The sequence below is a fragment of the Phenylobacterium haematophilum genome (assembly GCF_014196295.1).
GTDB classification, from domain to species: Bacteria; Pseudomonadota; Alphaproteobacteria; order Caulobacterales; family Caulobacteraceae; genus Phenylobacterium; species Phenylobacterium haematophilum.
In genome coordinates this window covers 247,636-272,941 of sequence record NZ_JACIDK010000001.1, presented here as the reverse complement: position 1 = coordinate 272,941, position 25,306 = coordinate 247,636, and the positions used below count along the sequence as shown (strand labels likewise).

Sequence of the window (25,306 nt, the reverse complement as noted above, 5' to 3'; positions counted from 1 at the left end):
TAAGAGCCCGCGCCGGTCGGAACCGGCGCGGGCGAAATGTTGGACGGGACGGGCGCGGTTAGCCGCGCGCTTCGTCCTTCTCGCGCTCGGTGTTCGGCAGCGGCTTGCTTTCCGCGGAGGTCGGCTCGTCCTTCAAGCCGTCACGGAAGGCGCGAATGCCCTTGGCGGCGTCGCCCATGATGCCCGAAAGCTTGCCGCGGCCGCCGAACAGCAGCGCCACGACGACCAGAACGATCAGCCAGTGCCAAATCGAAAATGAGCCCATCAGGCCAAACTCCTTAACGTCGGCGGCCACCCGCGGCCGCGCGCCCGCCCCCTGTTGAGAACGGAATATAGTCGGTCACGCTGCAAGACGCCAACGCGTCCTACTGCGCCGGATCGTCCTCGCCCAAGAAATCGGTGTGGAACTCCGGCGCCTCGTCGTCTCCAAGCGGATCTTCGTCGGGCATTCCGAGCCCGGCGGGGTTGGGGACGTTGAAATCCGGCGGCAGGTCGAGGGTGAGCAGCCCGGCCGCCTTCATCTCCGCCACGCCAGGCAGATCAGCGAGGTTCGCCAACCCATAGTGCTCGAGGAAAGCGTCGGTGGTGCCATAGGTCACTGGGCGGCCGGGCGTTCGACGTCGGCCGCGCATCCGCACCAGACCCAGCTCAAGCAGAACGTCGAGCGTGCCCTTGCTAGCCTGGACGCCGCGAACCGACTCGATCTCGGCGCGGGTGACGGGCTGGTGATAGGCGATGATCGCCAGGGTCTCCTGGGCGGCTTTCGAGAGGCGGCGCGGCTCCTCGCGCTCCTCGGTCATCAGGAAGGCCAGATCCTCGGCCGTCTGGAAGCGCCAGCGGCCGGCGACGCAGGCCAGTTCCACTCCCCTGCCCTCATAGGTCTTCTGCAATGCGGCGATCGCCGCCGGCACGTCGGCGTTGGCCGGAATCCGCTTGGCGAGATCTTCCACGCTGAGCGGACCGGCCGCGGCGAACAGCAGCGCCTCGATCTGGCGTTCGGTGTCGCCGTTCATGGCCGCAACTCCCTGCGGGCCCGCAGGTATATGTCGGCGAAGGCCTCAAGCTGGCGGGTTTCCAGCGCGCCCTCCTTCACCAACTCCAGGCTGGCCGAGAGGGTCGAGGCGACATAGGACGCCTGGCTGGGGCCTTCGCCGCTCGGCCGCAGCGGCGCAACGCCAGTCAGCGGCGTCCAGCGCTCAAGGTCCGGCAGCATATGCCGCAGCCGGTCGCGGGCGTCCTCCAGCGGATAGGCCTGCTGGACCCGGGGGGTGTAGTGGCGGCCCTGTTCCTTGCGGCGCTGGTCGATGTAGGCGCTCATCAGGCCGTAGAGGTCGCCTTCGAGCCGGGTCGAGGGCACGACCTTGATCGCTTCCGGGTCGCCGCGGACGAAGACTTCGCGACCAAGCTGGGCCCCGTCGCGCAGGGCGTCGGCGGCCTTGCGCATGGCGTCGAGCTTGGCGAGGCGGAAGGCGAGCTGGGCGGCCATCTCCTCGGCCGGAAGCTCTTCGGCCTTAGCCTTCTCTGGCTTGGGCAGCAGCAACCGCGACTTCAGGTAGGTCAGCCAGGCGGCCATCACCAGGTAGTCGGCGGCCAGCGAGAACCGCACGCGCCGGGCCTGCTGAACGAAGCTCAGATACTGATCGGCCAGCTTGGTGATCGACAACTGCAGCAGGTCGACCTTCTGATTGCGGGCCAGGGCCAGCAGGACATGCAGCGGCCCCTCGTAGCCGTCGATGTCGATGACCAGCGCGTCGCCGTCCTCGGCCGCCGTATTGGCCGCCTCGAAGTCCAGCGTGGGCTGGAAGCCGCTCACGCGGCCCACCTGCCGTCGAAGGCGGCGTCAAACCGGGCGCGGGCCTCGTCGAGGTCGAAAGGTTCGGGAACCTTGGCCAGCCGGCCGAGCGCCGCCTTGGCGCGGCGCAGGCCCTGACCGGACAGCGGCTTGGTTCCCGCCAGCACGGCCTTCATCTCCGCCATGTCGCCGTTGCAGTGCAGGACGACATCGCAGCCAGCGGCCAACGAGGCGCGGGCGCGATCGGCGAACTCACCGCCGAGCGCCTTCATCGACAGGTCGTCGCTCATCACCAGTCCGTCAAAGCCGATCGCCCCTCGGACCACCTGGCGCATGGCTCTTTTCGACGTCGTCGCCGGCAGCTTGGGGTCTACGGCCGAGTAGACGACGTGCGCGGTCATCGCCATCGGCATGTCCGACAGCATCTTGAACGGCGCGAAGTCCCAGGCGTCGAGTTCGTCGTAACGCGTGTCGACCAACGGCAGGTCGTGGTGACTGTCAGCCATGGCGCGTCCATGACCGGGGATGTGCTTGATCACCGGCAGCACCCCCCCGGCGATAAGGCCCTCGCAGGCCGCGCGGCCGAGCAAAGCGACGCCATCGGGCGTCTTGGCGTAGGCGCGGTCGCCGATGACGTCGTGAGCGCCGGCCACCGGCACGTCGAGGACCGGCACACAATCGACATTGATGCCCAGCGCGGCGAGATCGTGCGCCATCAGGCGCGCGCCGAGACGAGTGATTTCTCGACGCAAAAGCGGGTCATTGGACGGCAGATCGCCGTAGGCGCGCCCCGGCGGGTAGCGCCGCCAGTGCGGCGGCCCCAGACGCTGGACCCGGCCGCCCTCCTGGTCGATCAGCACGGGCGCGTCGGGCCGGCCGACCGTGGCGCGCAACTGGTCAACCAGCTTGCGCACCTGGTCCGGCGTCTCGACGTTTCGCGAGAAGAGGATGAACCCCCACGGCTGCGCGTCGCGGAAGAAGGCTGCCTCCTCCCGCGAAAGCGTCAGGCCGCTGCAGCCGAGGATCGCGGCGCTGGTCACTTCACGAAGCAATTCTTGCCGGCCGCCTTCAGCTTGTCGCAGAAGGCCGAAGCTTCGGCGCGGCTGGCAAAGCCGGTAACCTGGGTGCGATAGAGGGTCGAGGTTCCCTTCTGGACCGCCTCGACCTTCTTGCCCTTGCCGGGCGCGCCGGCGACGGCCTTGCTCCACTCCGAATCCGCCAGCGCCTGCGACGAGAAGGCGCCGATCTGCACCGCGGCCGCCCCCCCCGCGGCGGCAGGTTTCGGCGCCGGCGCCTGGGCCAGGGCCGCATCGATCGACTTCGGCGCCGGAGCGGCCGGCGGGGCCACCTTGGTCACCGGCGCGGCCGGCGGGGTCACGGCCGGACGCAGGCCGCCGGACGTCGTCGGAGCGATCGGCGCGGCGGAGACCGGCGAGGTCGGGGCCGGACGCGGCGGCGGCTGTACGGTCACAGGGGCCGGACGAGCCTGGGGTTGTTCGGGCGGCGCGGTGAAGTTCGGCGCGGCGGGCGCTTCCGAGCCATCCTCCGAATGATAGATCTGCAGGCCCGCGGCCGGATCGGCGGGTTGGGCCTCGGCCGGCGGCGCAGCCTTCATCTCGGCGACCGGCGCTCCGACGGTGCGCGGCGCTTCACCGGCCTCGCGGACGCCGGAGCGGTAGAACATGACGATGGCGACCACGAGCGCGATGAGGACCAGGGCGCTCAAGATCAGCATGACGGGCGCAGGCCCCCCGCCCCGCACCGGTTGGCGCGCGTCGAAGGACAGCGGCGCGTCGGTCGGGGGCGTATAGGCGCCGCGATCGGGGTCGGACATGGAAGGCTCCGAAAAGGACTCGGTGGCCGCAGCGCGAATCGCGCGCGGCGTTTCGGTGAGTTTACCGAAGGGAACCGGGCTTCGAAGCCAGCCCTACGCCTAATTCCAGACGTCGAGGTGGAAAAGTCGGCGGTGCTCTTCGATGGCGAACCGGTCGGTCATGCCGGCGATGTAGTCGCACACCACTCGCGCCCGCCCGGCCTCGTCGCGGTTCTGCGAGCGAGCGAACCACTCGGTCGGCAGGACGTCGGGTTCGGCCATGAACAACTGGAACATCTCGGCAAGAATGCGGCGGGCCTGACTGCGCGTTCGATTGACCTTCCAGTATCGATACATGCGGTTCATCAGGAACTCGCGCAGCCGCGACAGGTCCTCGAGCATGTCCCGCGAAAAGGAGACGAGCGCGTGGTCCATGTTGCGCACGTCCTCGGGCGTGGCGACCTTGGCTTCCAGGGCGCGGCGATGCGTCTCAGCCAAGACGTCGTCGACCATGGCCCCGATCATGCGCCGGACGGCCTCCAGACGCGTAATCACCGGATCGACGCCGGGATAGTCCTTGTAGACACCGGCCAGGATCGGTCCGATCAGAGGCACGTCCAGCAGATCGTCGAGCGTGAACAGGCCGGCGGAGACGCCGTCGTCGACATCGTGATTGTTGTAGGCGATGTCGTCGGCCAGAGCCGCCACCTGGGCCTCGGCCGACGCCCAGGTCGACAGGCGCAGGTCGTAGTCCTTGTCGAATTCGGCGATCGAGGCCCATGACGGACGGTCCAGCTTATCGGCGACCGGACCGTTGTGCTTGATGATCCCTTCCAGCGTCTCCCAGGTCAGGTTCAGCCCGTCCCAGCCGGGATAGCGGCGCTCCAGCTTGGTGACGACCCGGAACGTCTGCACGTTGTGGTCGAAGCCGCCGTACTTCTCCATCTGGATCTGCAGTTCGTCCTCGCCGGCGTGGCCGAACGGCGGGTGGCCGAGATCGTGGGCCAGCGCGATGGTCTCGGCGAGATCGGCCTCGAAGCCCAGGGCCGTGGCGACCGAGCGGGCGATCTGCGCCACTTCCAGCGAATGGGTCAGGCGGGTGCGGAAATGGTCGCCTTCATGCGCCACGAAGACCTGGGTCTTCTCCTTGAGTCGCCGGAACGCCGTGGCGTGGATGATCCGGTCGCGATCGCGCGCGAACGGCGTGCGCGTGCGGCTCTCCGGCTCGGAAACCTTACGGCCCAGGGATTTGGTGGGATCTTCGGCGTAAGGCGCGCGGGGCGGAAGGATCATCGGGTCTCGGTTTTACGACGCCCTCTTGGACGAAGGGCTTGGCGATCTCATATAGTCCAGGCAGAGGTTTTCCGCAGTATGACTACGACCGAACTCACGCTCTCGCCCGCCGCCGCCCAACGGCTGCACGAAATCGGCGCCGTCGAAGGCAAGCCGATCATGCTGCGCATTGCGGTGGAGGGCGGCGGCTGCTCCGGCTTCCAGTACCAGTTCGACTTGGTCGACGCCGCCGAGCCGGACGATCTGAAGATCGAGCGCGACGGCGCGGCGGCTCTCGTCGACGAGATGTCGCTGGTGCTGCTGAAGGGGTCGGAGATCGACTTCGTCGACGAACTGGCCGGGGCGGAATTCAAGGTCCGCAATCCCAACGCCAAGTCCAGCTGCGGCTGCGGCGTCAGCTTCTCGATCTAGCTCGAATCAAAAAAAGGGCGGGAGCCGAAGCCCCCGCCCCCGTCGAGCCCTTAGCGCGAGGGCTCGAGCTTGGTGTTCAGCACCCAGCCGACATTGTCGTTCTCGTCGGCGACCTCCCACCACAGACCTTCCTTCTGGCCGGTCGGGTAGAGGATCGCGCCCGGCTGCAGCGCGCGAACCAGCGCGCCCTTGGCGTCGGGCGAGCGGCGCATGTTGACCGGGGCGGTGGCCGTGAAGGTCTTGGTCGGCGAGGCCTGGGCCGAGCCGGCCGAGTTGGCCACCAGGCCAAGTTCGTTGACCATCTTCGAGTAGGCCTGGATGAACGCCAGGGTCACGATGCGGCCGGTCTCGGTGTCCTCGTAGCCGCCGCCGACGGCCCCGCCAAAGCCGGTCGAGCCGAAGCCGCCGCCGCCGGCGCTCCAGCCGATGTCGTTCTTTACCGCATAGCCGTCGGTCACCGACACGGTTTCCGTAGTGCGGACGTTGGTCAGCGACAGCACGGTGTTGGCTTCCAGCTTGCGGGTCTTGATGCCGCCGACCAGCGCGCCTGCGGTGCCGCCGATGAGGCCGCCGGCGATGCCGGCGAGGGCCGAGCCGCCGGCGTTGCCGTCGGCCGCCTGTACTTCAGCGACGAGCACGTAGTCGGCGGCCTTGATCTGCCCCTGGCCGACGTTCGAGCCGCGTTGCATGCCCAGGCCCGAGCCGATGTCCCGTTCGGCCTGCGCGGCGTTCAGGCCCGCGCCGCGGTCCACGAGGTTGAAGCAGCCCGAGCGCTGGACGATCGAGCGCAGAAGCTTGGCAGGCGGCGCGAGGTTGTACTGGTTCCAACCGCGCGGATCGTCGCCGTTGGTGATCGACAGCGTGCCGAGCTTGCGGGTGCAACGCGGCACCTCGGCCGACGCGGCCTCCTGCATTTTTTGAGCGTTGGACGCCTTCGCGGGACGGCCCTGCGCGAACGCGCCGACCGGCGCCGCAGTCAGCACCGCTGCGCCGACCATGGCCAGCTTTGCAAAACGCGACATGAATACCCCCGTGCAATGACAATTGGTCGCAGGTAGCTAGACCATCATTGCGACGAGGTCACGTACGTTCGCAGGGGTTGAGCCACAGAAGCAGCGCCTCTAGCGTCCCAACCCCAATCTGGAGCAGTTGATGCGCATCGCGACCTGGAACGTAAATTCTGTCAACGCACGCCTCGAAACGGTGCTGCGCTGGTTCGAGGAGGCCGCTCCGGACGTCGCCTGCCTGCAGGAAATCAAGTGCGTCGACGAGAAGTTCCCGGCCGAGGCGTTCGAACGCCTGGGCTACAACGTCGCCGTCCACGGACAGAAGACATACAACGGCGTCGCGATCCTCTCGAAGGCTCCGCTGGAAGACGTCCGCAAGGGGTTGCCCGGCGACGATTCCGACGAACAGGCGCGCTATCTCGAAGCGGTGATCAGCGGGCCGCGCCCGGTACGGGTCGCATCGATCTATCTGCCCAACGGCAATCCCATCAGCACCGAGAAGTTCGACTATAAACTCAACTGGATGGCGCGGCTGAACGCCCACGCCCGCGAACTGCTGAGCTATGAGGAGCCGCTGGCGCTGGTCGGCGACTACAATGTCATTCCGGAACCGCGCGACGCGGCTCATCCAGAAAACTGGCTGGGCGACGCCCTCTTCCAGCCCCAGAGCCGCGAGGCGTTCCGCGCCCTACAATGGCTGGGATTGACCGAAGCCTACATGAGCGCCGACGGCGCGCCCGGAGCCTACACCTTCTGGGACTATCAGGCCGGCGCCTGGCAGCGGAACAACGGCATCCGCATCGACCATGCCCTGCTCTCGCCCCAGGCGGCCGACTTGTTGCGGGGCTGCGTGATCCACAAGGACGTCCGCGGTTGGGACAAGCCGTCCGACCACGTTCCCCTGGTCGTCGAGTTGGAGGTCTAGTTCGTCGCAAAGCGGTTGCCGCAATTCCGGCCCGATCCTAGCTGCACCATGAGTTCATCGGAGGTGTTCCCCATGCGAGTTCTCATTATTGCGACGCTCGCCCTGGCGGCGTCCGGCGCCCAGGCCCAGGACAGCACGGCCAACGCATCTGCCGCGGGCGGCGCCTCTTCCGAGGTGGCGGGCCATCTCACGGCTTCCGGCGTCCAGGCTGTGGTCGGCGTCGCCGCCCTGCCCGTCAGCGTCGCGGCAGGCGCCTCGGTCGTCGGCGGTTCGGCGGTAGCGACTGCGGGCGCCGGATCGGCGGCGGTCGGCGGCGGCCTCTCCGAAGCGGCCGGCCACTCGGCCGACTTCGCGTCCGGTCCCCTGAAAGTCGACGACAAGGTTGTGGTATCGCCCGACCCGATGCCGGCCGTGCCCTACAACGCCCAGAAGCCGAATCCCTAATGAAAGCTCTCAAGGCCGCCCTGGCCGCGGCGGCGCTCAGCGCCGCCGCCGTCCCCGCGAGCGCGCAGGACAGCTCGGTCCGCGCCATCTCCCCGCACCTCAGCGCCGAACAGGCCGCCGCGTTCTCCAAGCAGGTCGAACGCGACCTGGCCTCGAAGGGCGCGCGGGTGGCGATGGTGTTCCGCGCCGGTCGCATGCGCGACCAGCTGCCCGAGGGCATCGCCTATACCCACGGCGCTTTCTGGGTCTATCGCGACATCAAGACCGCCAACGGCGGTTCGATCAAAGGCTATGCGGTCTACAACCTCTACGCCGGCAACGGTTCGGACTGGTCAAAGACCGAAAGCCGGCTAGTGCAGGACTTCCCCCTGGACTTCACCCGCGGCTCCACGGTCGACGACATGGCGGTGATTATCCCGAGCCCGGAGATGCAGCGCCGCATCCTGGCGGTGATCGACAGCCCGACCTACCAGAAGGTCCATAACCCGGCCTACTCGCTGGTCGCCAACCCTTGGGCGCGCAAGTACCAGAACTGCAACAACTTCATGCTGAACGTGATCGGCGCGGCGATCTGGCAGACGGACGATCCGCAGCGGATCACCACTAATCTCAAGGCCCACTACAAGCCCACGGTCGTTAAGACCAACGCGGTGGTGCGGCTGTTCGGCCCGATCGCCGACCAGCGGCTGCGCACCGACGACCAGGACGCCACGGTCCGCACCGCGACCTACGAGTCGATGGCCGCGTTCATGCGCGAGAACAACATGTTGCAGGACGCCTACGTCTTCAACTTCCAGCGCTGAGCTTCTCCTGCCCGGAGTTCGGGGCTAGCGTGGCCGCGAGAAGCTGCTGGGAGATCGGGCGATGGGCGCGGTCGAGCTGGTCGGGGTGGCGGCGAGCCTGAGCTTTCTGGCGGGTTGGCGGCTCTATGCGTGCATCGCTGCGGCGGGGCTGGCCATGCGCTTCGGGCTCATAGACCTGCCGCAGAAGATCCAGGCGCTCGATGCGCTCGCCAATCCATGGGTGATCGGCGTCGCGGTGCTGGGCGCGGTCGCCGAGCTCGTCGCCGACAAGGTGATGTGGTTCGACAGCCTCTGGGACGGCGCCCACACCCTGATCCGCCCGCTGGGCGGTGCGCTGCTCGCCCTGGCCATCGTCGACGCCTCAGACCCGGCCTGGCAGGTGGTGGTGTTCATGCTCGGCGGCGGCGCGGCCCTGCTGAGCCACAGCGCCAAGGCCAGCGCGCGCGCGGCGGTAAACACCAGTCCCGAACCCGTCAGCAACATCGCCGTCAGCGGTTTCGAGGACGTGATGACCGCCGGCGGCCTGTGGCTGGTGCTCAGCCAGCCGCACATCGCCATCGCGGTGGCGACCATGCTGCTGCTTTGCGCGCTCGGCGTGATCTATGTCAGCTGGCGCATGCTGAGGCGGCTGAAGCGATGGTGGTCGAACGAGCCTAGCCCCTGAGCTTGCCGAGGATGTCGGCGATCCCGCCCAGTCCGCCCAGGCCGCCGCCGGCGGGAACCTGGCCGCCCGGGGTCAGGTGATCGATCACCTGCGGCAGCGCCTGGGCAAGCGTGCTCGCCGCGGTTTGCGGATCGACGCCAAGCTTGGCGGCGAAGTCGGCCAGCATGCCCGAAGACAGCACGGCCTGGATCTGCTCGGCCGAGACCGGCAAATTGGCGCCGTTGGAGACCCAGGACTTGGCGATCTCGCCCAGGCCGCCCTGTTCGAATGCTCCGAGCAAGCCGCCGAGGCCGCCCTGCTGTTGGCCAAGAAGGTCGGTGATCGCGCCGATCGGCGATCCGTCGCCGCCCGCACCGCCCAAAATGCTGTCCAGCAGACCCATGTCGCGCTCCTGTCGTGGTGACCGATGAGGCCCTCAGGCATATGAGACACCACCTGCGTGACACTTCAATCATTGGCCGGCGGCCGCTCTTCTCGGCTATGGCGAACGGCGCTAGCGTCAGCACATGAGCGAGTGGCCCAGGCTTTTCCTGCTGTTGGCGCTGGCGGGCGTCGTCGTCACGCTGCTGGGCAGCGCAGCGGCTTGGCTGATGGACGAGGAACGCCGTATCCGGCGCGCGCTCAAGCGCGTGCTCAAAGGCTCCGCCGAGGCGGTTGTCATCGCCCGCGGCCGCGGGCGCGGCGCCGGCTTCAACACCTCAACAGGGCTGATGGCCGTGGCCTGGGACGCCGGAGCCTGGCTGTTGATCTACCGGCTGGACGAACTGATGGGCGCAGAGGTCATCGTCGACGGCCAGGTCGTGGCGCGAGCCTATCGCGGCGAGCCGCGGCGCGCCCTAGACCAGACCGTGGAACACGCCGCGCGGGTGACGCTGCGGCTAATCTTCGACGATCCGCATCACCCGGATTTCGACGTGGATCTGTGGCTGGCCGGCGACGAGACGCGCCGCCGCGCCAATTCGCCCGGCGACGCCATGCAGGAGGCCAACCGCTGGCTGGCGCGGGCCGAGGCGATCCTGCGCCGCCCGATCGCCCCGCGCGTCGCAGCCTCCACGCCCGCGCCGATGGCTGCGACCCTCGACGACGAGGACGACGAAGAGCCCCCGTTCCAGCTGGACAGCGACGAGCGGCTGCTGTGACGCGCTAGCTCAGAGCGAAATCGACGCCGGCCTGGGCGTGGACCAGCGCAGTGTCGATCACCGGAAGGTCCAGGTCCTGCGGCGAAAGCAGCAGACCGACCTCCGTACAGCCGAAGATGACGCAATCGGCGCCGGAGGCGTGGGCGATCATGGCCAGCGCCTCGACCTTGGAGGCCGGCGAAATCACCCCCTGGCACAGCTCGTCGTAGATGATTGCGTGCAGGCGTTCGCGCTCGGCGTCGTTGGGGATGGACGCCTCGACACCCTGGGCCTTCAGCCGCTCGCGATAGAACGGCTTTTCCATGGTGAAGCGGGTGGCCAGCAGCAGCGGCCGCGAGCAGCCCGCCGCCTTGACCGCGTCGGCGGTGGAGTCGGCGATATGGATCAGCGGCACGCTCACCGCCGCCTGCACCTGGTCGGCGACGAGGTGCATGGTGTTGGCCCCGATCATGATCGCCTCGGCGCCGGCCCGCTCCAGCCGCGCTGCGGCCTGGGCCAAAACTTCGCCGGCGGCCTGCCAGTCGCCGTCGGCCTGCATCCGGGCGATCGGCGCGAAGTCCACCGACCACATCAGCAGCTGGATGGAGTGCAGGCCGCCCAGCCGCTCGCGCACCAGCCGGTTCATGGCCTGATAGTAAAGCGTCGTGCTCTCGGCGCTCATCCCGCCCAGCAGTCCGACCGTACGCATTGAACCCCCGACTTGATTGACGCGCCCCGTGTCGCCGCGGCGAAACGGGCGAGCGCCTACAGCGCCGCCTTGATCGCGCCCACGACTTCGTCGTCGAGCGGTTCGGTGCGCGGGCCGAAGGCGCGGATCAGCTTGCCGTCCTTGCCGACGAGGATCTTGTGGAAGTTCCAGACCGGCTCGGCGGGCTCGCCCAGCACTTCCTTGGCCCACTTATAGAAGGGGTGAGCGGTGTCGCCCTTGACGTCGGTCTTGCCGGTCAGCGGGAAGTCGACATTGAACCGGGTCTCGCAGAATTCCTTGATCTCGGCCTCGGTGCCCGGCTCCTGGCCAGCGAACTGGTTGCAGGGCACGCCCAGCACCACCAGACCCTGATCGCGATAATCGCTGTAAAGCTTCTCAAGCCCGTCGTACTGGGGCGTCAGCCCACACTGCGAGGCCGTGTTCACGACCAGCACCACCTTGTCCCGATAGGTCTCGAGCGGCAGGTGGCCGCCTTCGATGGTGTGGAACTCGAAGTCGTAGGCGAACTTGGTCATGGCCGTGCTCCACCGCTGGGGTCTTGCGCAGCCTAACGCCGCAAGCCCCGATCCTCCAACGCATGTTCGACGGCCAGGGCCAGATCGAGCGCGCGGGCGGCCTCGTCGGCGGTCACGATCGGGCGAGGCGCGTCGCCGCGGACCGCGGCCAGAAAGCCTTCGACGCTGGTCGCCAGGGTGTCCTTCACCGCCGGAGCGTCGGCGTAATCCTCGTTCAGCGCAAAGCCAGTGGTGTTGCGGAACTTGCGGCTGATGAAGTCGATCTCGACCTCTCCGGACGGGTAGACCAGCTTCATGCTGCGCTTGCGCTCCAGCGCCATGCGCGAGGAGTCGAACACCGCGGTGAAGCCGTCGTCAAAGGTCACCTCGGCGCGCGCCTGGTCCCAACCGCCGGAGAAGTCGACCACGCCCTCGCCCTCGACCGCCACCGGCTGGGCGGTCGACAACGACAGCGCCAGGTCCAGGTCGTGGATCATCAGGTCGAGCACGACCGAGACGTCGAGGCTGCGCTCGGACGGCGTGCCGTGACGGATCGATTCCAGGCGCAGCGGCTGCTCCGGGATGTCGAACAGGCCCATGGCCTGGAACACCACCCGCTCCTGGTGGCCGCAGGCGACGACCAGGCTCTGCTTGGCCGCTTCGGCCATGATCTTGTCGGCGTCGGCCAGGCTGATGGCGATGGGCTTTTCGATGTAGACCGGCTTGCCCGCCTTCAGCGCCGCCAGCGCGCCCTCGATGTGCGCGCTGGCGGGCGAGGCGACTGTGACGACGTCGCAAGCCTCGAGAAACTCGTCGAGCTTGTGAAACGCTCGGCCGCCCAGCGGGACCGCCAGGGCCGCGGCCCGATCCGGGTGATGGGTGTCGAGCACCGCCGACAGCACGGCGCCCTCGGCGCCCGCATACTTGCGCGCATGATGGCCGCCGAACACGCCGGCGCCGATTACGCCGCCTCGCAGGGGTTCGCCCATGGATTCGCTCCGCAACCAACTCTAGCGCCGCGCCTTACACGGAAGCCCCACTCGACGCCACCTGCGCCGAGCGCCAACATGGGCTGCAAGAGACGACAGGCGGGCAAGGGAGACGCCGCAATGACCACCTCGCGCGAGGTCCGGCTCAAGAGCCGCCCGGTCGGCATGCCGACCGCCGACAATTTCGAACTGGCGTCCGTCACCCTCCCCCCGCCCGCGCCTGGCGAGGTCCAGGTCCGCAATGACTGGATGACGGTCGACCCTTACATGCGCGGCCGAATGAGCGACGCCAAGAGCTACGCCGCCCCCTTCGCGCTAGGGGAGGCCATGCATGGCGGCGCAGTCGGAACGGTGATCGCTTCCTGCGACGAGAGCTTTAAGCCGGGCGACCTAGTGCAGTCCAACTACGGCTGGCGCGAGGCGTTCAACGCCCACGCCTCGATGATCCAGAAGCTCGACACCATGGGACTGCCGGCGCAGGCGTTCCTCGGCGCTGCCGGGATGCCCGGCATGACCGCCTATGCCGGGCTGCTGCGGGTCGCGGCCTTGAAGGACGGCGACGTAGTGTTCGTCTCGGCGGCCTCCGGCGCCGTCGGCTCAATGGTCTGCCAGATCGCCAAGCTCAAGGGCCACAAGGTGATCGGGTCGGCCGGCGGGCCCGAGAAGGTGCGGTTCCTCAAGGACGAACTCGGGATCGACGAGGTCATCGACTACAAGGCCGCGCCCGACCTGATGAAAGCGCTGGAAGCCGCCGCTCCCGAAGGTATCGACGTCTATTTTGACAATGTCGGCGGCGAGCACCTGGAGGCCGCGCTCAACTCGGCCCGGCCCTTCGCGCGCTTTGCGCTGTGCGGCATGATCTCGATGTACAACGCCACCACGCCCCCGCCGGGCCCGCGCAACATCGCCCAGGCGGTGGGCAAGCAGATCCGTCTGGAGGGGTTCATCGTCTCCAGCCACTACGACCTTCTACAGGCCTTCCACCACGACCTGGCCGAATGGCACGCCGCCGGCAAGCTGCAGTGGCGTGAGAGCGTCTTGGACGGCATCGATCGCGCGCCCGAGGCCTTCCTCAAGCTGTTCTCCGGCGAGAACTTCGGCAAGATGCTGGTCAAGCTTTCCTGAGGACGTTGGCCGCTGGGGAACGAACCGCTACAAGCCAGGGGTTAGTTGCTGCCGGAGTTTCCCGTGTCCCGCCTGTTCAGCGCCTATGTCATCGTCGACTGGAGCGCGGCCGCCAAACCTGCGACCGGCCCCGACTCCGTCTGGATCGGGGTGATGAAGCGCGACCTGCGCTTCCGGCTGACGTTCGAGGCGTTCAACCCGGCGACCCGCGCCGAGGCCGAGAAGAAGCTGGCCGACATCCTCGACGATTTTCAGAAGCGCGGCGAGCGCGTGCTGGTCGGTTTCGACTTTCCGCTCGGCTTCCCGCGCGGGCTGGCCAAGGCGCTGGCCCTGCCCGGCGACCTGCCGTGGCGTGCGGTCTGGGACCAGCTGGACAAGATGGTCAAGGACAAGGCCGACAACACGAATAATCGCTTCGGGGTGGGCTCGGAGATCAACCGCCGGCTGACCGGCGGCCCCTTCCCGTTCTGGGGCTGCCCGCCCAAGGACGCGCTGACCACGCTGCAACCCAAGCGCACGCGCGCGCATGGCCCCGACGACCTGCCGGAGTTCCGCCATGCGGATCTGGCGGCCAAGGGCGCGGCCTCGATCTGGAAGCTCTACTACAACGGTTCGGTCGGCGGTCAGGCGATCCTGGGCATCCCGGCCGTGCGGCGTCTAAAGCTCGCCCGCGGCGAGGCCGTGAAGGTCTGGCCGTTCGAGGGCGGCTTCAAGGCGCTGACCGAGGCCGACCTGGCCGGCGTCGAGGTGGTGGTCGCCGAGGTCTATCCCTCGCTCTACAGGGCCCAGCCGCAGCCGGGCGAGATCAAGGACCAAGCTCAGGTGCGCGTCACCGCCGAGCACTTCGCGCGGCTGGACGAGACCGGCAAGCTGGGGGCGATCTTCGGGGCGAAGAGCGCGGCCGCCGACGTCATCGTCGACGCCGAAACCGAGGAAGGCTGGATTCTGGGCGTCGAGGCCTAGTCGACGGCCGCATCGCCAAGCGCGCATCGGTCGACGCCGCATTGTGAGCCCGCGCAGGCGATGCATGTGATATCGTCGCCCATGGAAGAGAAAAGACGCAACGACCTAGCCGCCAGCAGAGCGGAAGAATACGCGCCGCGCCCCACTGGCGGGCTCTTCATGGCGGGCGTTGCGGGCGCCGGTTTGCTGCTGGCCGCGGATGCAATCATCTCGGGCTTCTACGGCTGGCGCCTGCGCGACAATCTCGAAAGCCTTGCCGGGCTGATGGCGGCTGGGTTCGCGGGCGGGCTTGCGGTGTTTTTGCGTCTGGAAAAGAAGAACCAGCGAGCACGGCGAAACGAGCGGGCGCAAATCAATCGCGACGAGGACGCCAAGTCGCAGCAAGACCGGTGAAGTCGCTCCCGCTTGAGATACGCCCGGGGCCAGCTAGGACTTGTCGGACTGCTGCTTGATCAACAGGTCGGCGCCGACGTTGACCAGGAACTCGTCAAAGTACTGCCGCATGCTCATTGCCGCGGTGCGCACGTCGTCGAGCGGAAGGCTCTGATCAACGATTTGGGTGAGTTCTTCGGCAAGGCCCGACAGATAGGCGCGCGGATTATCCGTTTCCCGTGCGTTAGATCGAACCAGCTGCATGATGATGTGATGGTGGACAATTGATCGAGCCTGGAGATCGGCGATCAATCGCGTGATTTCGATTTGCTGTTGCATCAAGCAACATAACACAAATCTCCATCCGAGATTAGGCATGAGCCCGCCGATGTCACGTCAGGCAGTCCTAATTTATTTTTCTCTGGCGTCGCTCAAAAATATATGAAATATATGCGAGATCGAATTGCGATTTGAATGCGGCCGCGCACACACCTTGACCTTAGGGTCAAATCTCGGCCCACCTTGAACCCTCTCGAAAAACTTTAGAAACGCCTCAAATTGAGCGCGTGATTACTCTTACGCGGAGATATTTTCTCATGACTACCGGCACAGTTAAGTGGTTCAATTCAACTAAGGGCTTCGGCTTCATCCAGCCCGACAATGGCGGCCCGGACGTCTTCGTCCACATCTCGGCGGTCGAGCGAGCGGGCATGGTCTCGCTGAACGAAGGCCAAAAGCTTGGCTACGAGCTGGAACGCGATCAGCGCAGCGGGAAGACGTCCGCTGGGCAACTGCAGGCAGCCTAAGCATTGGAAGCCTGGGCGCGCTCTGATCGCGCCCAGGGCGGCCCCAACCGGACGAGCCGCGGACTTAGACTCCCGCTTCCAAGACGACCTCCTCGCCCGCGCAGTACAGCGCAGGCCACCGGGGCGCGCCATGAGCGGCCCACACGCGGTCGCCAGCCTCGAACCTTTCCCTTCATCGCGGATAGCACCCGCACGCGCTTCGCGTGCGCCGGCGCTTGGCCGCAAACAACGGAACACCAATGACCTTTATCTCAGTCGTTAGGCGCCCAAGGCGTCCTGTCGCCAGCCCCCCCAAGTCGGCCCGACCGGAACCGTCGTCGCCGTCATCGCCCCGCAATAGGCCGATCCTTCACCTCAAGACAGCCGCTGCCGACTAACCATAGGGATATCGAACAAGCGGCGCGCCCCGGCGACGACCTGCGGCCGCGGCGCTGGCGCTGACGCCCCGAGGCGGCTCGATATGCCGAAACCGTTCGCGCCCGAGACTCAGACCGACGAGACCTCCGGAACGCGGTCGCCGGCCCGACGACGGCGCTCGACCACCGGCGGGCTGCGCAGGGATTGGATCCACATCGGAATCCAGACGGCGAAGGCGCCGGCCGCATCGGCGGCCAGGTCGCTGAAGCTGACGCCGCGGTGAGTGACCATCTGCGCCACCTCGATCGAGCCGCCCAACATGACCGCGGCCAGCGTGATCTCAAGCCGCCGGTTCTTCGGGAACGCAACCATCATCAGCGCGGTCAGGCCATAGAAGGCGATGAAGTGCGCGGCCTTGTCGGCGGGCACGAAGTTCTTCTCCACCCCCTGCAGTCCAGGCGTGATCATGCCGATGCCGCACACGAGGGCGGCGGCGACGAGCAGAAAGCGGGCGGCGATCTTCGGCGAGAGAACCATGGCCGAGACCCTCGCAGATCAGCGTGAATCGACCGTTCACCGCGCGAAAAATAGTTCTGCTACAACCCTCGGCGGGCCAGCATCCAGAACCGCGCACTGAGCAGGCCGGCCGAAAGGAAAGAAGCGGCGATCACCGCCCAGACGATGCCGTTCAGCCCGATCTTCAGGTGGATCGCCAGGAACCAGGCCAGCGGCATCATCACCAGCACGTAGCTGGTCAGGTGGGTGAAGGTCGGCAGCCAGACGTCGCCGCGCGCCCGCAGCGCCTGGGCTATGACCACCTGCAGGGCGTCGACCAGGAAGAACAGGCACGACAGCACCAGCGCCGCCGCCGCCATGGCGATGACCACCTTGTCGGAGGTGTAGGCCTGGCTGATCAGGCCGGCGGTCGGCCAGATGACCAGCGAAATGACCAGGCCGAAGGCGGCGGTCATGCCGAACCCGATCAGGCCGGCGCGGGTCACGCCGCGAGCGTCGCGCGCGCCATAGGCGCGGCCGACCATCACCGCGGTGCCGGTCGACAGGCCGAGCGGGACCATGAACACCAGGGCCGCGACGTTCAGCACCACCGCCCAGGCCGCGACGCTGAGGCCGCCCATCCAGCCGGCGAAGATGTTCATCGAGGCGAAGGCCGCGACCTCGAAGAAGTTCGAGGCGCCAGCGCCGTAGCCGATGCGGCGCTGCTCGACCTCGGAGGGCTTGTCGCGCTCGGGCTTGTTGAACACGCCGAGCGCCCGGGCCTCGGGCATCCGCCAGATGTAGGCCAGCATGGCCAGGGCCAGGAAGGTCCGGGCCCCCGTGGTCGCCCACGCACCGCCGACCGCGCCCAGCGCGGGCAAGCCGAAGGCGCCGGGCACCAGGACCAGCAGCAGGGCCAGGTTCACGCCGTTGGCCAGCCACATCATCACCGCGCCGGGCTTGGGCTTGCCCAATCCCTCCAGCCAGAAGCTGGCGGCCACGCTGAAGGCGTATCCGGGCAGCGACAACGCGAAGATGAGCATCGCCTTGGCCGCGCCGTCGGCCAGGTCCTTCTCCAGGCCGATGACATGCAAGAAGGTGGGGCCGGCCGCCAGGGTGACGGCCATCGAGACCATGCCGATCCAGAAGCCGTACGACAGGCCGCGGCGCAGCACCGCCCCGGTGAGTTCACGCCGCCCCTGCCCGATCCGGCGGGCGGTCATGACCTGCACCCCCGTCAGCAGCCCGACGCACATGGTCACGACAACGCTGGTCGGAGCCCAGGCCAGGGCGTGATAGCCAAGCTGGGTCGCCGAGAAGCGGCCGACGACGATGGCGTCGGACAGGCCCATGACCATGATGCCCAGACGCGACAGCACGACTGGCCACGAGAGCTTCCAGAGCTCGGCCGTTTCCTTGCGCACGACGTCGATTTCGCGCTCTTCCGAGGGAAGAGCAGCCTGGGCCGGGTGGGCCATGATCTCACCGGTTTTCAAAGAAGGCGCGGAACGTGACGCGTTGCAACACAGGCCGCAAGAGGCGGCTTGGCCGTCGTGCTCATTTTCCAGGCGCCCGACACCCGTCAGGGCGCAAGCGAGCGCTCAACCGGCTCGCACGAACCCATCGCGGGCGGGGCGCGGCGCCCCGCTCAAATCGCTGCGCGCAGGGCCGCTTCCAGACGTTCTTCCTTGAGCTTCTCGGCCACGAGGAAGGCCAGCTCCAGCGCCTGCTCGCCGTTCAGGCGCGGATCGCAGTGCGTGTGGTAGCGGTCGGCCAGGTCGCCCTCGGAAAGCGCCCGCGCGCCGCCCAGGCACTCGGTGACGTTCTGACCGGTCATTTCCAGGTGCACGCCGCCCGGGTGGACGCCCTCAGCCTCGGCGATCTGCACGAAGCTCTTCACCTCCGACAGGATGCGGTCGAAGGGTCGGGTCTTGTAGCCGTTGGCGGCGGTCAAGGTGTTGCCGTGCATCGGGTCGATCGCCCAGACCACCGAACGGCCGGACTTCTTGGTCGCCTGCAGCAGGCGCGGCAGACGCTCGGCGATCTTGTCATGGCCGAAGCGGCCGTACAGCGTCAGGCGGCCCGGCTCATTCTTCGGATTCAGCACGTCTATGAGCCGCAACAGGTCGTCGGGCTCCATGGTCGGGCCGCACTTCACGCCGATCGGGTTCTTGATGCCGCGGAAGAACTCGATGTGGGCGCCGTCGAGCTGACGGGTGCGTTCGCCGATCCAGACCAGGTGGGCCGAGGTGTCGTACCACTCGCCCGAAGTGGAATCGACGCGGGTCATCGCCTCCTCGAAGCCCAGCAGCAGGGCCTCGTGGCTGGTGAAGAACTCGACGCGGTGCAGGTCGGGCTGGCTCTCCGGGGTCACCCCGATGGCGGCCATGAAGGTCAGCGCCTCGCTGATCTTCTCGGACAATTCCCGGTACTTGGCGCCCTGGGGGCTGTCGGCGACGAAGCCGAGCGTCCAGCGGTGGATGTTGTAGAGGTCGGCATAACCGCCGCCGGCGAAGGCGCGCAGCAGGTTCAGCGTCGCCGCCGACTGGCCGTAGGCCTGTAGCAGGCGCTGCGGATCGGGACGGCGGGAAGCCTCGTCGAACTCCATGCCGTTAATGATGTCCCCGCGATAGGACGGCAGCTCGACGCCGTTCACGGTCTCGACCGGAGAGGAGCGCGGCTTGGCGAACTGGCCGGCCATGCGGCCCACCTTCACCACCGGTTTGCCGCCGGCGAAGGTCAGCACCACCGCCATCTGCAGGATCAGGCGGAAGGTGTCGCGGATGTTGTCGGCGTGGAATTCCTTGAAGCTCTCGGCGCAGTCGCCGCCCTGCAGCAGAAAGGCGCGGCCCTCGGCGACGTCGCCCAGCAGACTCTTCAGGCGACGGGCTTCACCAGCGAACACCAGCGGCGGCATCCCGCGCAGGACCTGTTCCACCTTCGCCACCTCGGCCAGATCCGGATAGTCGGTCGGCACGTGCTTGGCGGGCTTGTTCCTCCAGGAGGCAGGCGTCCAATGTTCGGTCATGGCTCAACTCCGCGCCCGCACGAGGAACGGGCCGAGGGCTTCTAAACCCAGAATGATTGCGCAGTCGATGACGTAGGAAGGCCTTGGGGCCCCTGCTAGGCGTTTTCCGCCCTGCCCTGTCGCTGAACGGCCATGCATCCAGCGGCCGCCAGGCCGCCCACGGCCAACCACCATTCCTGCCAGACCCCGAACGAGACGGCCGAGAAGGTCAGGTAGGCCACCGCCGTGCCGACCCCAACGCCGCGGCTGACATCGCGACGATCCTGGCTCTGGCTGGCGATGGCGACGAACCAGAACACGGCCGCCGCCATCGCCCCGATCAGGCCAAGCTCAAGCCAGACCTGCAGCGGACCGTTATGCGGATGCAGGGTGATGCCGGGGCCGAACATGCGGCTGGCGTCGATGCCCCAGCCGCGCAACGGATGATCGCCGATCCAGTCGGCCGCGTGACGCCAGTAGCTCATCCGCATCGACCAGGAGAGCGGCACTTCGCGCTCCAGCGCCTGGAACCAGCCGAGCTGGCGCGTGGCCCAGACGATGGCCGGGGCCGCCAGGAACAGCGCCGCCGCGACGCCGCCGATCACCCGCGGCGCCCAGACCGGCCAGCGCCAGACCGCCCACACCGCCAGGGCGCTGAACACCAGGGCGATCACCGGGGCGTCGGCGTCCAGCCCGAAGCTCGCCCCCAGGATCCCAGCCGCCATCAGCACGCCCGGCCAGACGCCCGCGCCGGTGCGCCAGCCTGCCAGGGCCGCGGCTGGGGTCAGCACCGCCAGCACGAACCCGCCCTGGGCGACGTTCTTGACCGCCAGGTCCGGCCGGATCGGATCGTTCATCGCGTTGCGCAGCGCCTGATAGACGCCAGCGCCGGTCAGCGCCTCGACCGCCAGCAGCGCGCCCAGCAGCGCCATGCCCCAGGCGAAGATGCGCAGGGCCAAGGTGCGGCTGTCGGCGGTCATCGACCCGGCCGCCCGGAACAGGGCCCAGTAGAGCACGCCCTGCAGCACCAGCTTCATCGCCGTCGCCTGTTCGGCCTTGGTGGGATGAAACGGGCTCCACACCATCGAGACGAGCGCCCAGGTCGACAGCACCAGGATCGCCAAGGCCGCCGGCCGATCGCGCTCGCCGATGCGCAGCGCGCCGAGGCTGAGCAGGCCGGACAGGCTCACGATCGGCGCGAAAGCCAGCGGCCCAACCCAGCCGGCGACAGGCGCCAGCACGAAAGCGAAGGCCAGCACCCAGCCGTACCAGGAGGTCTCCCGGAGCGGTGCACCGACCTGCGCCGCCGTCACGCCGCCGCGCCCTGAGGCACATACTTGTCGCGCATCGTCACCAGCTCTTCGGCGAGAGTCGGGTGCACGGCGCAGGTCGAGTCCCACTGCGGCTTGGTGACGCCCATCTTCAGGGCGATCGCGGCCATCTGGATGATTTCCGGCGAATCCGGACCGACGACGTGGCAGCCGAGGATCTTCTCGGTGCCCGCCTCCACCACCAGCTTGATCATGCAACGCTCGTCGCCCCCGTAGAAGGTCGTCTTCATCGGCCTGAAGCGGGACAGGTAGATGTCGACCTTGCCATGAAGATGGCGAGCGTCCGCCTCCGACAGGCCCACCGAGCCGACCGGCGGCTGCGAGAAAACGGCGGAGGCGACCATGTCGTGATCGAACGTGGTCGGGTTGTTGTAGAACTCGGTCTGGGCGAAGGCCGCGCCCTCACGGATCGCCACGGGCGTCAGGTTGATCCGGTCGGTGACGTCGCCGACCGCCCAGATGTTGTCGACGTTGGTCTTCGAAAACTTGTCGACCGCGATCGCGCCGGCGTCGTTGAGCGCCACACCCGCGGTCTCCAGCCCCAGGCCCTCGACGTACGGCCTCCGGCCGGTCGCGAACATCACAACATCGGTCTCGATGTTCCCGCAGCCGTCCATATGGCTGACGAGGCCGCTAGCGGTCTTCTCGATGCTCTGATGCTGGCAGCCCAGCATGATCTTCACGCCGCGCTTCTTCATCTCTTCGGTGACGTGCGAACGGATGTCGTCGTCGAAGCCGCGCAGGATGTTCGGACCGCGGTAGACCAGGGTCGTGTCGACGCCCAGCCCGGCGAAGATCCCGGCGAACTCCACAGCGATGTAGCCGCCGCCGGCGATCATGATCCGCTTGGGCAGCTCGGGGAGATGGAAGGCTTCTTCCGAGGTGATGATGTGCTCGGCGCCGGCGAATTCGGTCGGTGTCCAGGGCCGTCCGCCCGTGGCGATCAGGATCTTGTCGGCGGTGACCTCGCCCTTGCCGACCAACTCTATGGTGTGGGCGTCCTTCAGCCGGGCCTTGGCGTGAACGATCTCGACGCCGGCGTTGCTGAGGTTGGTGACATAGATCCCAGACAGGCGGGCGATCTCGCGATCCTTGGCCTCCAGGAAGCGCTTCCAGTCGAACTGCGCCTCGCCGACGCTCCATCCGTAGCCTTCGGCGACCTGGGTCTGATTGGCGAACTCGGAGGCGTAGACCATGAACTTCTTGGGCACGCAGCCGCGGATCACGCAGGTGCCGCCGACGCGGTGTTCTTCGGCCATGCCGACCTTGGCGCCCGACAGCGCCGCCAGCCGTCCGGCCCGCACGCCGCCCGAACCGGCCCCGATCACGAAGAGGTCGTAGTCGTACTTCGCCACAGATAACTCCTTACGGCTCGAGGGTGACGACGCCGTCCGGCGTGCCCACCAGGGCCATGTCCGCGAGGTCCAGGAAGAGGCCGTGATCGACCACGCCGGTCACGCTCTTCAGCGCGTCGGCGAGCTGCGCGGGATCCTCGATACGCCCGCAAGCTGCGTCATAGATGAGGTTGCCGCCGTCGGTTTTCACCGGGGCGCCGTCTTTGAGCCGCAGACGCGGCGCGATCCCGAGGTCGCACTCCGCCAGGGCGTCGCAGATCCGCAGGGCGGTGGTCTCGTGCCCGAAGGCCACGACCTCGATCGGCAGCGGAAACTTGCCCAGGCTGGCGACGCGCTTTTCGGCGTCGGCGATGACCACGCAGCGCCGGGAGGCTTCCCAGACCAGCTTTTCGCGCAGCAGCGCCGCGCCGCCGCCCTTGATCAGCGACAGCGCCGGGCCGATCTCGTCGGCGCCGTCGACCGTCAGATCGATGGATTTCACTTGGCCGAGCTCGCCCAAGCGGATCCCCAGGCTCTGCGCCAGTTCGGCGGTCGCCAGCGAGGTCGGCACCCCGACGATGTCGAGGCCGCGGGCGGCCAGCGCCTTGACGAACCAGGCCGAGGTCGAGCCCGTGCCCAGGCCGACGGTCATGCCGTTTTCCACGAGAGCCGCGGCGGCCTCGCCGGCGGCGCGCTTCTGATCGTCTGCAGAGCTCATGGCGGTGACATAGGCCAAGCGCGGACGGGCCGCGATCCTATTTCTTCGCCTTCTTGGCCAGCTTGGCGGCGCGGAAGCGCGCGGCCCAGCCGGGCTTCTCGACCTGGGCGCTGCGCTCCAGGGCCAGGGCGTCCGGCGCCACGTCGCGGGTGATCACCGAGCCCGAGCCGGTATAGGCGCCCGCCCCGACGGTCACCGGGGCCACCAGGGCCGAGTTCGAGCCCACGAAGGCCCCCTCGCCCACATGGGTCTCGAACTTGTCGAAGCCGTCGTAGTTGCAGAAGATCGTGCCGGCTCCGAGGTTGGCTTTCGCCCCGACGGTGCCGTCGCCGAGATAGGACAGATGGTTGGCCTTGGCGCCCGGTCCAACCTTGACCTTCTTGACCTCGACGAAGTTGCCGATGTGCGCCTCCTCGCCGATCTCGGCGCCCGGCCGCAAGCGGGCGTAGGGGCCGATCAGGGCGCCGGCCTTCACAACCGCGCCTTCCAGATGGCTGAAGGCGCGGATCACCGCGCCGGTCTCGACGCTGACGCCCGGCGCGAAGACCACGAACTGCTCGATCAGCGCGGCGGCGGCGATCTGGGTGTCCCAGCTGAAGTGGACGGTGTCGGGGGCCAGCATCTGCACGCCCTCGGCCAGGAAGTGCGCGCGGCGGCGTTGCTGGAAGATCGCCTCGGCCTGCGACAGCTGCATCGCGGTGTCGGCGCCCATGACCGCGCTCTCCGGCGCGATCGAGGCCTTGACCAAACCGCCCTCGCCGACCGCGATCTTCACGGTGTCGGTCAGGTAGTACTCGCCCTTGGCGTTGTCGTTGGTGACCTGGGAGAGCCAGCCGAACATCCGGGCCCGGTCAGCGACCATCATGCCGCCGTTGCAGATCTTGACCGCCAGCTCCTCGGGCGTCGCTTCCTTGGCCTCGACGATCCGCAGCACATGCCCGTCGGCGCCGCGCAGCACGCGGCCGTAGAGCAGCGGATCGACCGGCTCGAACGCCATCATCGCCATGTCGGCGCCGGCGGCCCGCAACTCGAACAGCGGCTCCAGATGATGGGCTTCCAGCAGCGGGCAGTCGCCGTTGAGGATCAGCACGTCGCCGGCGAAGTCAGCCAGCGCCTCGCGCGCGGCCAGGGCGGCGTGGGCCGTGCCCAGCGGCGGGTCCTGCACCGCCACGGCGGCCGGTCCCAGCCGCGCCTCGACCAGGGCGCGGACGCCGGGGCTGTGATTGCCGACCACCACCACGATCTGCTCGCAGCCGCTGGCCTGCACGGTGTCGATCACCCGATCGAGAATGGTGCGGCCGCCGACCTTGTGCAGGACCTTCGGCGTCGGCGACTTCATGCGCGTGCCCTGTCCGGCGGCCATAATCACAGCGGCGCGTCTGGTCATGGATAGGTCCTTACGAGTCGGGCGGATGTTGCAATCATGCGGCGTTTAGCCGAAACGGCGAGCGGTTTCGACGGAGCGTTTCCTTGACCGATCTCAGCGCGCTGGACGGCGCGACCATCGCCTTCGACCTCGACGGAACCCTGGTGGATTCCGCCCCCGACCTGATCGGGACGCTCAACGTCATCCTGCAGCAGGAAGGCGTCGCGCCCCTGCAGCTGGAGGAGGCGCGTCCGTTCATCGGTCACGGCGCCCGGCGACTGATCGAGCGCGGGTTCGCCGCCCAAGGCCGGCCGCTGTCGACCGACCACATGCCCGCGCTCTTCGAGCGCTTCCTCGCCCATTACAACGAGCACAGCGCCGACCTGACCCGCCCCTATCCCGGCGTCGTCGAGTGCCTGGCCCAGATGAAGGCGGCCGGCGCCAGGCTGGCGGTGTGCACCAACAAGCTGACCGGGCTGTCGACGCCGATTCTCGAAAAGCTCGACCTCGCCCGATTCTTCGACGCCGTGGTGGGCGCCGATTCCGCCCCGGCCCCTAAGCCGGACCCCCGCCACCTGATTTTCGCCGTGGAGGCGGCGGGCGGTCGGATCGAGCGTGCGGTGATGGTCGGCGACGCCTCCACCGACGCCGGCGCCGCCCGTGCGGCCAAGGCTCCGCTGATCCTGGTCAGCTTCGGCTACACCGAGATTCCTGCGGCCGATCTGGCCCCCGACATCCTGGTCGATCACTTCGATCAGATGGCAAATGCGTGTGTTCGGCTTCTGACCGCTTGCCCGGCGCAAAGCTAGCGGCTATAGGCGCACCCTTCCTGCGGCGGATGCGTAGCTCAGCGGGAGAGCACCTCGTTCACACCGAGGGGGTCACAGGTTCAATCCCTGTCGCATCCACCATTTCTTCCTTGTTTCATCGGGCTTTGGGCCCCAGGCCG

General features: G+C 67.8%; 30 protein-coding genes and 1 tRNA gene. 12 read left to right on the top strand and 19 right to left on the bottom strand.

What is annotated here, in order from left to right; genetic code table 11:
* Positions 1-58 precede the first annotated feature (58 nt).
* From GGQ61_RS01455 to GGQ61_RS01430, 6 genes are all read right to left on the bottom strand, one after another.
* Positions 59-265 (bottom strand): twin-arginine translocase TatA/TatE family subunit, encoded by a 207-nt coding sequence (locus tag GGQ61_RS01455; protein WP_183769598.1) that lies wholly within the window; start codon positions 263-265, stop codon positions 59-61.
* A gap of 100 nt (positions 266-365) precedes the next feature.
* Entirely contained in the window at positions 366-1,013 is a 648-nt protein-coding gene (scpB, locus tag GGQ61_RS01450) for an SMC-Scp complex subunit ScpB (RefSeq protein WP_183769597.1), read from the bottom strand.
* On the bottom strand, positions 1,010-1,813 hold the full coding sequence (locus GGQ61_RS01445) for a segregation/condensation protein A (protein ID WP_183769596.1): 804 nt from the start codon (positions 1,811-1,813) through the stop codon (positions 1,010-1,012). Before GGQ61_RS01445 ends, scpB begins: the two co-directional genes overlap by 4 nt.
* Positions 1,810-2,844 carry a beta-N-acetylhexosaminidase gene (nagZ, locus tag GGQ61_RS01440; protein WP_221220805.1) on the bottom strand — a complete coding sequence of 345 codons (1,035 nt, stop codon included), beginning with the start codon at positions 2,842-2,844 and terminating at the stop codon, positions 1,810-1,812. The genes GGQ61_RS01445 and nagZ overlap by 4 nt, the downstream gene beginning before the upstream one ends.
* Positions 2,829-3,626 carry a cell division protein FtsN gene (gene ftsN / locus GGQ61_RS01435; protein ID WP_183769595.1) on the bottom strand — a complete coding sequence of 266 codons (798 nt, stop codon included), beginning with the start codon at positions 3,624-3,626 and terminating at the stop codon, positions 2,829-2,831. Before ftsN ends, nagZ begins: the two co-directional genes overlap by 16 nt.
* Before the next feature lie 99 nt (positions 3,627-3,725).
* Positions 3,726-4,898 carry a deoxyguanosinetriphosphate triphosphohydrolase gene (locus GGQ61_RS01430; protein WP_183769594.1) on the bottom strand — a complete coding sequence of 391 codons (1,173 nt, stop codon included), beginning with the start codon at positions 4,896-4,898 and terminating at the stop codon, positions 3,726-3,728.
* 78 nt (positions 4,899-4,976) lie between these two features.
* Between GGQ61_RS01430 and erpA the strand changes: the two genes are divergently transcribed.
* Complete coding sequence (gene erpA / locus GGQ61_RS01425) at positions 4,977-5,309, top strand: iron-sulfur cluster insertion protein ErpA (RefSeq protein WP_183769593.1); 333 nt, start codon at positions 4,977-4,979, stop codon at positions 5,307-5,309.
* 50 nt (positions 5,310-5,359) lie between these two features.
* Here erpA and GGQ61_RS01420 read toward each other — a convergent pair whose 3' ends face one another.
* Positions 5,360-6,331 (bottom strand): CsgG/HfaB family protein, encoded by a 972-nt coding sequence (locus GGQ61_RS01420; protein ID WP_183769592.1) that lies wholly within the window; start codon positions 6,329-6,331, stop codon positions 5,360-5,362.
* 130 nt (positions 6,332-6,461) lie between these two features.
* Here GGQ61_RS01420 and xth point away from each other — a divergent pair, with 130 nt between their 5' ends.
* From xth to GGQ61_RS01400, 4 genes are all read left to right on the top strand, one after another.
* Positions 6,462-7,241, top strand: a complete 780-nt coding sequence (xth, locus tag GGQ61_RS01415; RefSeq protein ID WP_183769591.1) for an exodeoxyribonuclease III — start codon at positions 6,462-6,464, stop codon at positions 7,239-7,241.
* A 72-nt stretch (positions 7,242-7,313) separates the two neighbouring features.
* Entirely contained in the window at positions 7,314-7,685 is a 372-nt protein-coding gene (locus tag GGQ61_RS01410) for a hypothetical protein (RefSeq protein WP_183769590.1), read from the top strand.
* Positions 7,685-8,488, top strand: a complete 804-nt coding sequence (locus GGQ61_RS01405) for a DUF2145 domain-containing protein (protein WP_183769589.1) — start codon at positions 7,685-7,687, stop codon at positions 8,486-8,488. The genes GGQ61_RS01410 and GGQ61_RS01405 overlap by 1 nt, the downstream gene beginning before the upstream one ends.
* Positions 8,489-8,549: 61 nt before the next feature.
* Positions 8,550-9,152 (top strand): DUF4126 domain-containing protein, encoded by a 603-nt coding sequence (locus tag GGQ61_RS01400; protein WP_183769588.1) that lies wholly within the window; start codon positions 8,550-8,552, stop codon positions 9,150-9,152.
* Here the strand turns inward: GGQ61_RS01400 and GGQ61_RS01395 are convergent.
* Positions 9,142-9,534, bottom strand: coding sequence for a YidB family protein (locus GGQ61_RS01395; protein WP_183769587.1), 393 nt, complete (start codon positions 9,532-9,534; stop codon positions 9,142-9,144). The genes GGQ61_RS01400 and GGQ61_RS01395 overlap by 11 nt on opposite strands.
* A 124-nt stretch (positions 9,535-9,658) precedes the next feature.
* Here GGQ61_RS01395 and GGQ61_RS01390 point away from each other — a divergent pair, with 124 nt between their 5' ends.
* Positions 9,659-10,291, top strand: a complete 633-nt coding sequence (locus GGQ61_RS01390; protein WP_183769586.1) for a hypothetical protein — start codon at positions 9,659-9,661, stop codon at positions 10,289-10,291.
* Between the two features lie 4 nt (positions 10,292-10,295).
* Here GGQ61_RS01390 and GGQ61_RS01385 read toward each other — a convergent pair whose 3' ends face one another.
* Genes GGQ61_RS01385 through GGQ61_RS01375 form a run of 3 tightly spaced genes read right to left on the bottom strand, consistent with a single transcriptional unit; the run spans position 10,296 to position 12,483 of the window.
* Positions 10,296-10,979, bottom strand: a complete 684-nt coding sequence (locus tag GGQ61_RS01385) for an aspartate/glutamate racemase family protein (protein ID WP_183769585.1) — start codon at positions 10,977-10,979, stop codon at positions 10,296-10,298.
* A gap of 56 nt (positions 10,980-11,035) precedes the next feature.
* Complete coding sequence (locus GGQ61_RS01380; RefSeq protein WP_183769584.1) at positions 11,036-11,515, bottom strand: glutathione peroxidase; 480 nt, start codon at positions 11,513-11,515, stop codon at positions 11,036-11,038.
* 32 nt (positions 11,516-11,547) lie between these two features.
* The gene (locus GGQ61_RS01375; RefSeq protein WP_183769583.1) at positions 11,548-12,483 is read right to left on the bottom strand and encodes a Gfo/Idh/MocA family protein; all 936 of its coding nucleotides are present in this window, start codon (positions 12,481-12,483) and stop codon (positions 11,548-11,550) included.
* Positions 12,484-12,603: 120 nt separating this feature from the next.
* Between GGQ61_RS01375 and GGQ61_RS01370 the strand changes: the two genes are divergently transcribed.
* The 3 genes from GGQ61_RS01370 (at position 12,604) to GGQ61_RS01360 (ending at position 14,964) form a co-directional block, all read left to right on the top strand.
* Positions 12,604-13,608 (top strand): NADP-dependent oxidoreductase, encoded by a 1,005-nt coding sequence (locus GGQ61_RS01370; RefSeq protein WP_183769582.1) that lies wholly within the window; start codon positions 12,604-12,606, stop codon positions 13,606-13,608.
* A gap of 63 nt (positions 13,609-13,671) precedes the next feature.
* A complete protein-coding gene (locus GGQ61_RS01365; protein ID WP_183769581.1) occupies positions 13,672-14,571 on the top strand; it encodes a cobalamin biosynthesis protein CbiG in 900 nt (299 codons plus the stop codon).
* A gap of 81 nt (positions 14,572-14,652) precedes the next feature.
* Positions 14,653-14,964 (top strand): hypothetical protein, encoded by a 312-nt coding sequence (locus tag GGQ61_RS01360; RefSeq protein ID WP_183769580.1) that lies wholly within the window; start codon positions 14,653-14,655, stop codon positions 14,962-14,964.
* A 33-nt stretch (positions 14,965-14,997) separates the two neighbouring features.
* On the opposite strand, the gene GGQ61_RS01355 is transcribed toward GGQ61_RS01360, so the two are convergent.
* Complete coding sequence (locus GGQ61_RS01355) at positions 14,998-15,282, bottom strand: hypothetical protein (protein WP_183769579.1); 285 nt, start codon at positions 15,280-15,282, stop codon at positions 14,998-15,000.
* A 257-nt stretch (positions 15,283-15,539) separates the two neighbouring features.
* Between GGQ61_RS01355 and GGQ61_RS01350 the strand changes: the two genes are divergently transcribed.
* Positions 15,540-15,749 (top strand): cold-shock protein, encoded by a 210-nt coding sequence (locus GGQ61_RS01350; protein ID WP_183769578.1) that lies wholly within the window; start codon positions 15,540-15,542, stop codon positions 15,747-15,749.
* A gap of 486 nt (positions 15,750-16,235) precedes the next feature.
* Here the strand turns inward: GGQ61_RS01350 and GGQ61_RS01345 are convergent, their stop codons facing one another.
* From GGQ61_RS01345 to glmU, 7 genes are all read right to left on the bottom strand, one after another.
* Positions 16,236-16,643 (bottom strand): VanZ family protein, encoded by a 408-nt coding sequence (locus tag GGQ61_RS01345; RefSeq protein ID WP_183769577.1) that lies wholly within the window; start codon positions 16,641-16,643, stop codon positions 16,236-16,238.
* 59 nt (positions 16,644-16,702) lie between these two features.
* On the bottom strand, positions 16,703-18,079 hold the full coding sequence (locus tag GGQ61_RS01340; RefSeq protein ID WP_183769576.1) for an MATE family efflux transporter: 1,377 nt from the start codon (positions 18,077-18,079) through the stop codon (positions 16,703-16,705).
* 170 nt (positions 18,080-18,249) lie between these two features.
* Entirely contained in the window at positions 18,250-19,629 is a 1,380-nt protein-coding gene (locus tag GGQ61_RS01335) for a class II 3-deoxy-7-phosphoheptulonate synthase (protein ID WP_183769575.1), read from the bottom strand.
* Between the two features lie 95 nt (positions 19,630-19,724).
* A complete protein-coding gene (locus GGQ61_RS22580; protein WP_183769574.1) occupies positions 19,725-20,921 on the bottom strand; it encodes an O-antigen ligase family protein in 1,197 nt (398 codons plus the stop codon).
* Positions 20,918-22,294, bottom strand: a complete 1,377-nt coding sequence (gene gor / locus GGQ61_RS01325; protein ID WP_183769573.1) for a glutathione-disulfide reductase — start codon at positions 22,292-22,294, stop codon at positions 20,918-20,920. The genes GGQ61_RS22580 and gor overlap by 4 nt, the downstream gene beginning before the upstream one ends.
* A 10-nt stretch (positions 22,295-22,304) precedes the next feature.
* Entirely contained in the window at positions 22,305-22,991 is a 687-nt protein-coding gene (gene rpiA / locus GGQ61_RS01320) for a ribose-5-phosphate isomerase RpiA (RefSeq protein WP_183769572.1), read from the bottom strand.
* A gap of 37 nt (positions 22,992-23,028) precedes the next feature.
* Entirely contained in the window at positions 23,029-24,378 is a 1,350-nt protein-coding gene (gene glmU, locus GGQ61_RS01315) for a bifunctional UDP-N-acetylglucosamine diphosphorylase/glucosamine-1-phosphate N-acetyltransferase GlmU (protein WP_183769571.1), read from the bottom strand.
* A gap of 83 nt (positions 24,379-24,461) precedes the next feature.
* On the opposite strand from glmU, the gene gph reads away from it, so the two are divergent.
* The gene (gene gph, locus GGQ61_RS01310; protein ID WP_183769570.1) at positions 24,462-25,166 is read left to right on the top strand and encodes a phosphoglycolate phosphatase; all 705 of its coding nucleotides are present in this window, start codon (positions 24,462-24,464) and stop codon (positions 25,164-25,166) included.
* Between the two features lie 27 nt (positions 25,167-25,193).
* Positions 25,194-25,268 (top strand) — tRNA-Val (locus GGQ61_RS01305).
* Positions 25,269-25,306: the final 38 nt, after the last annotated feature.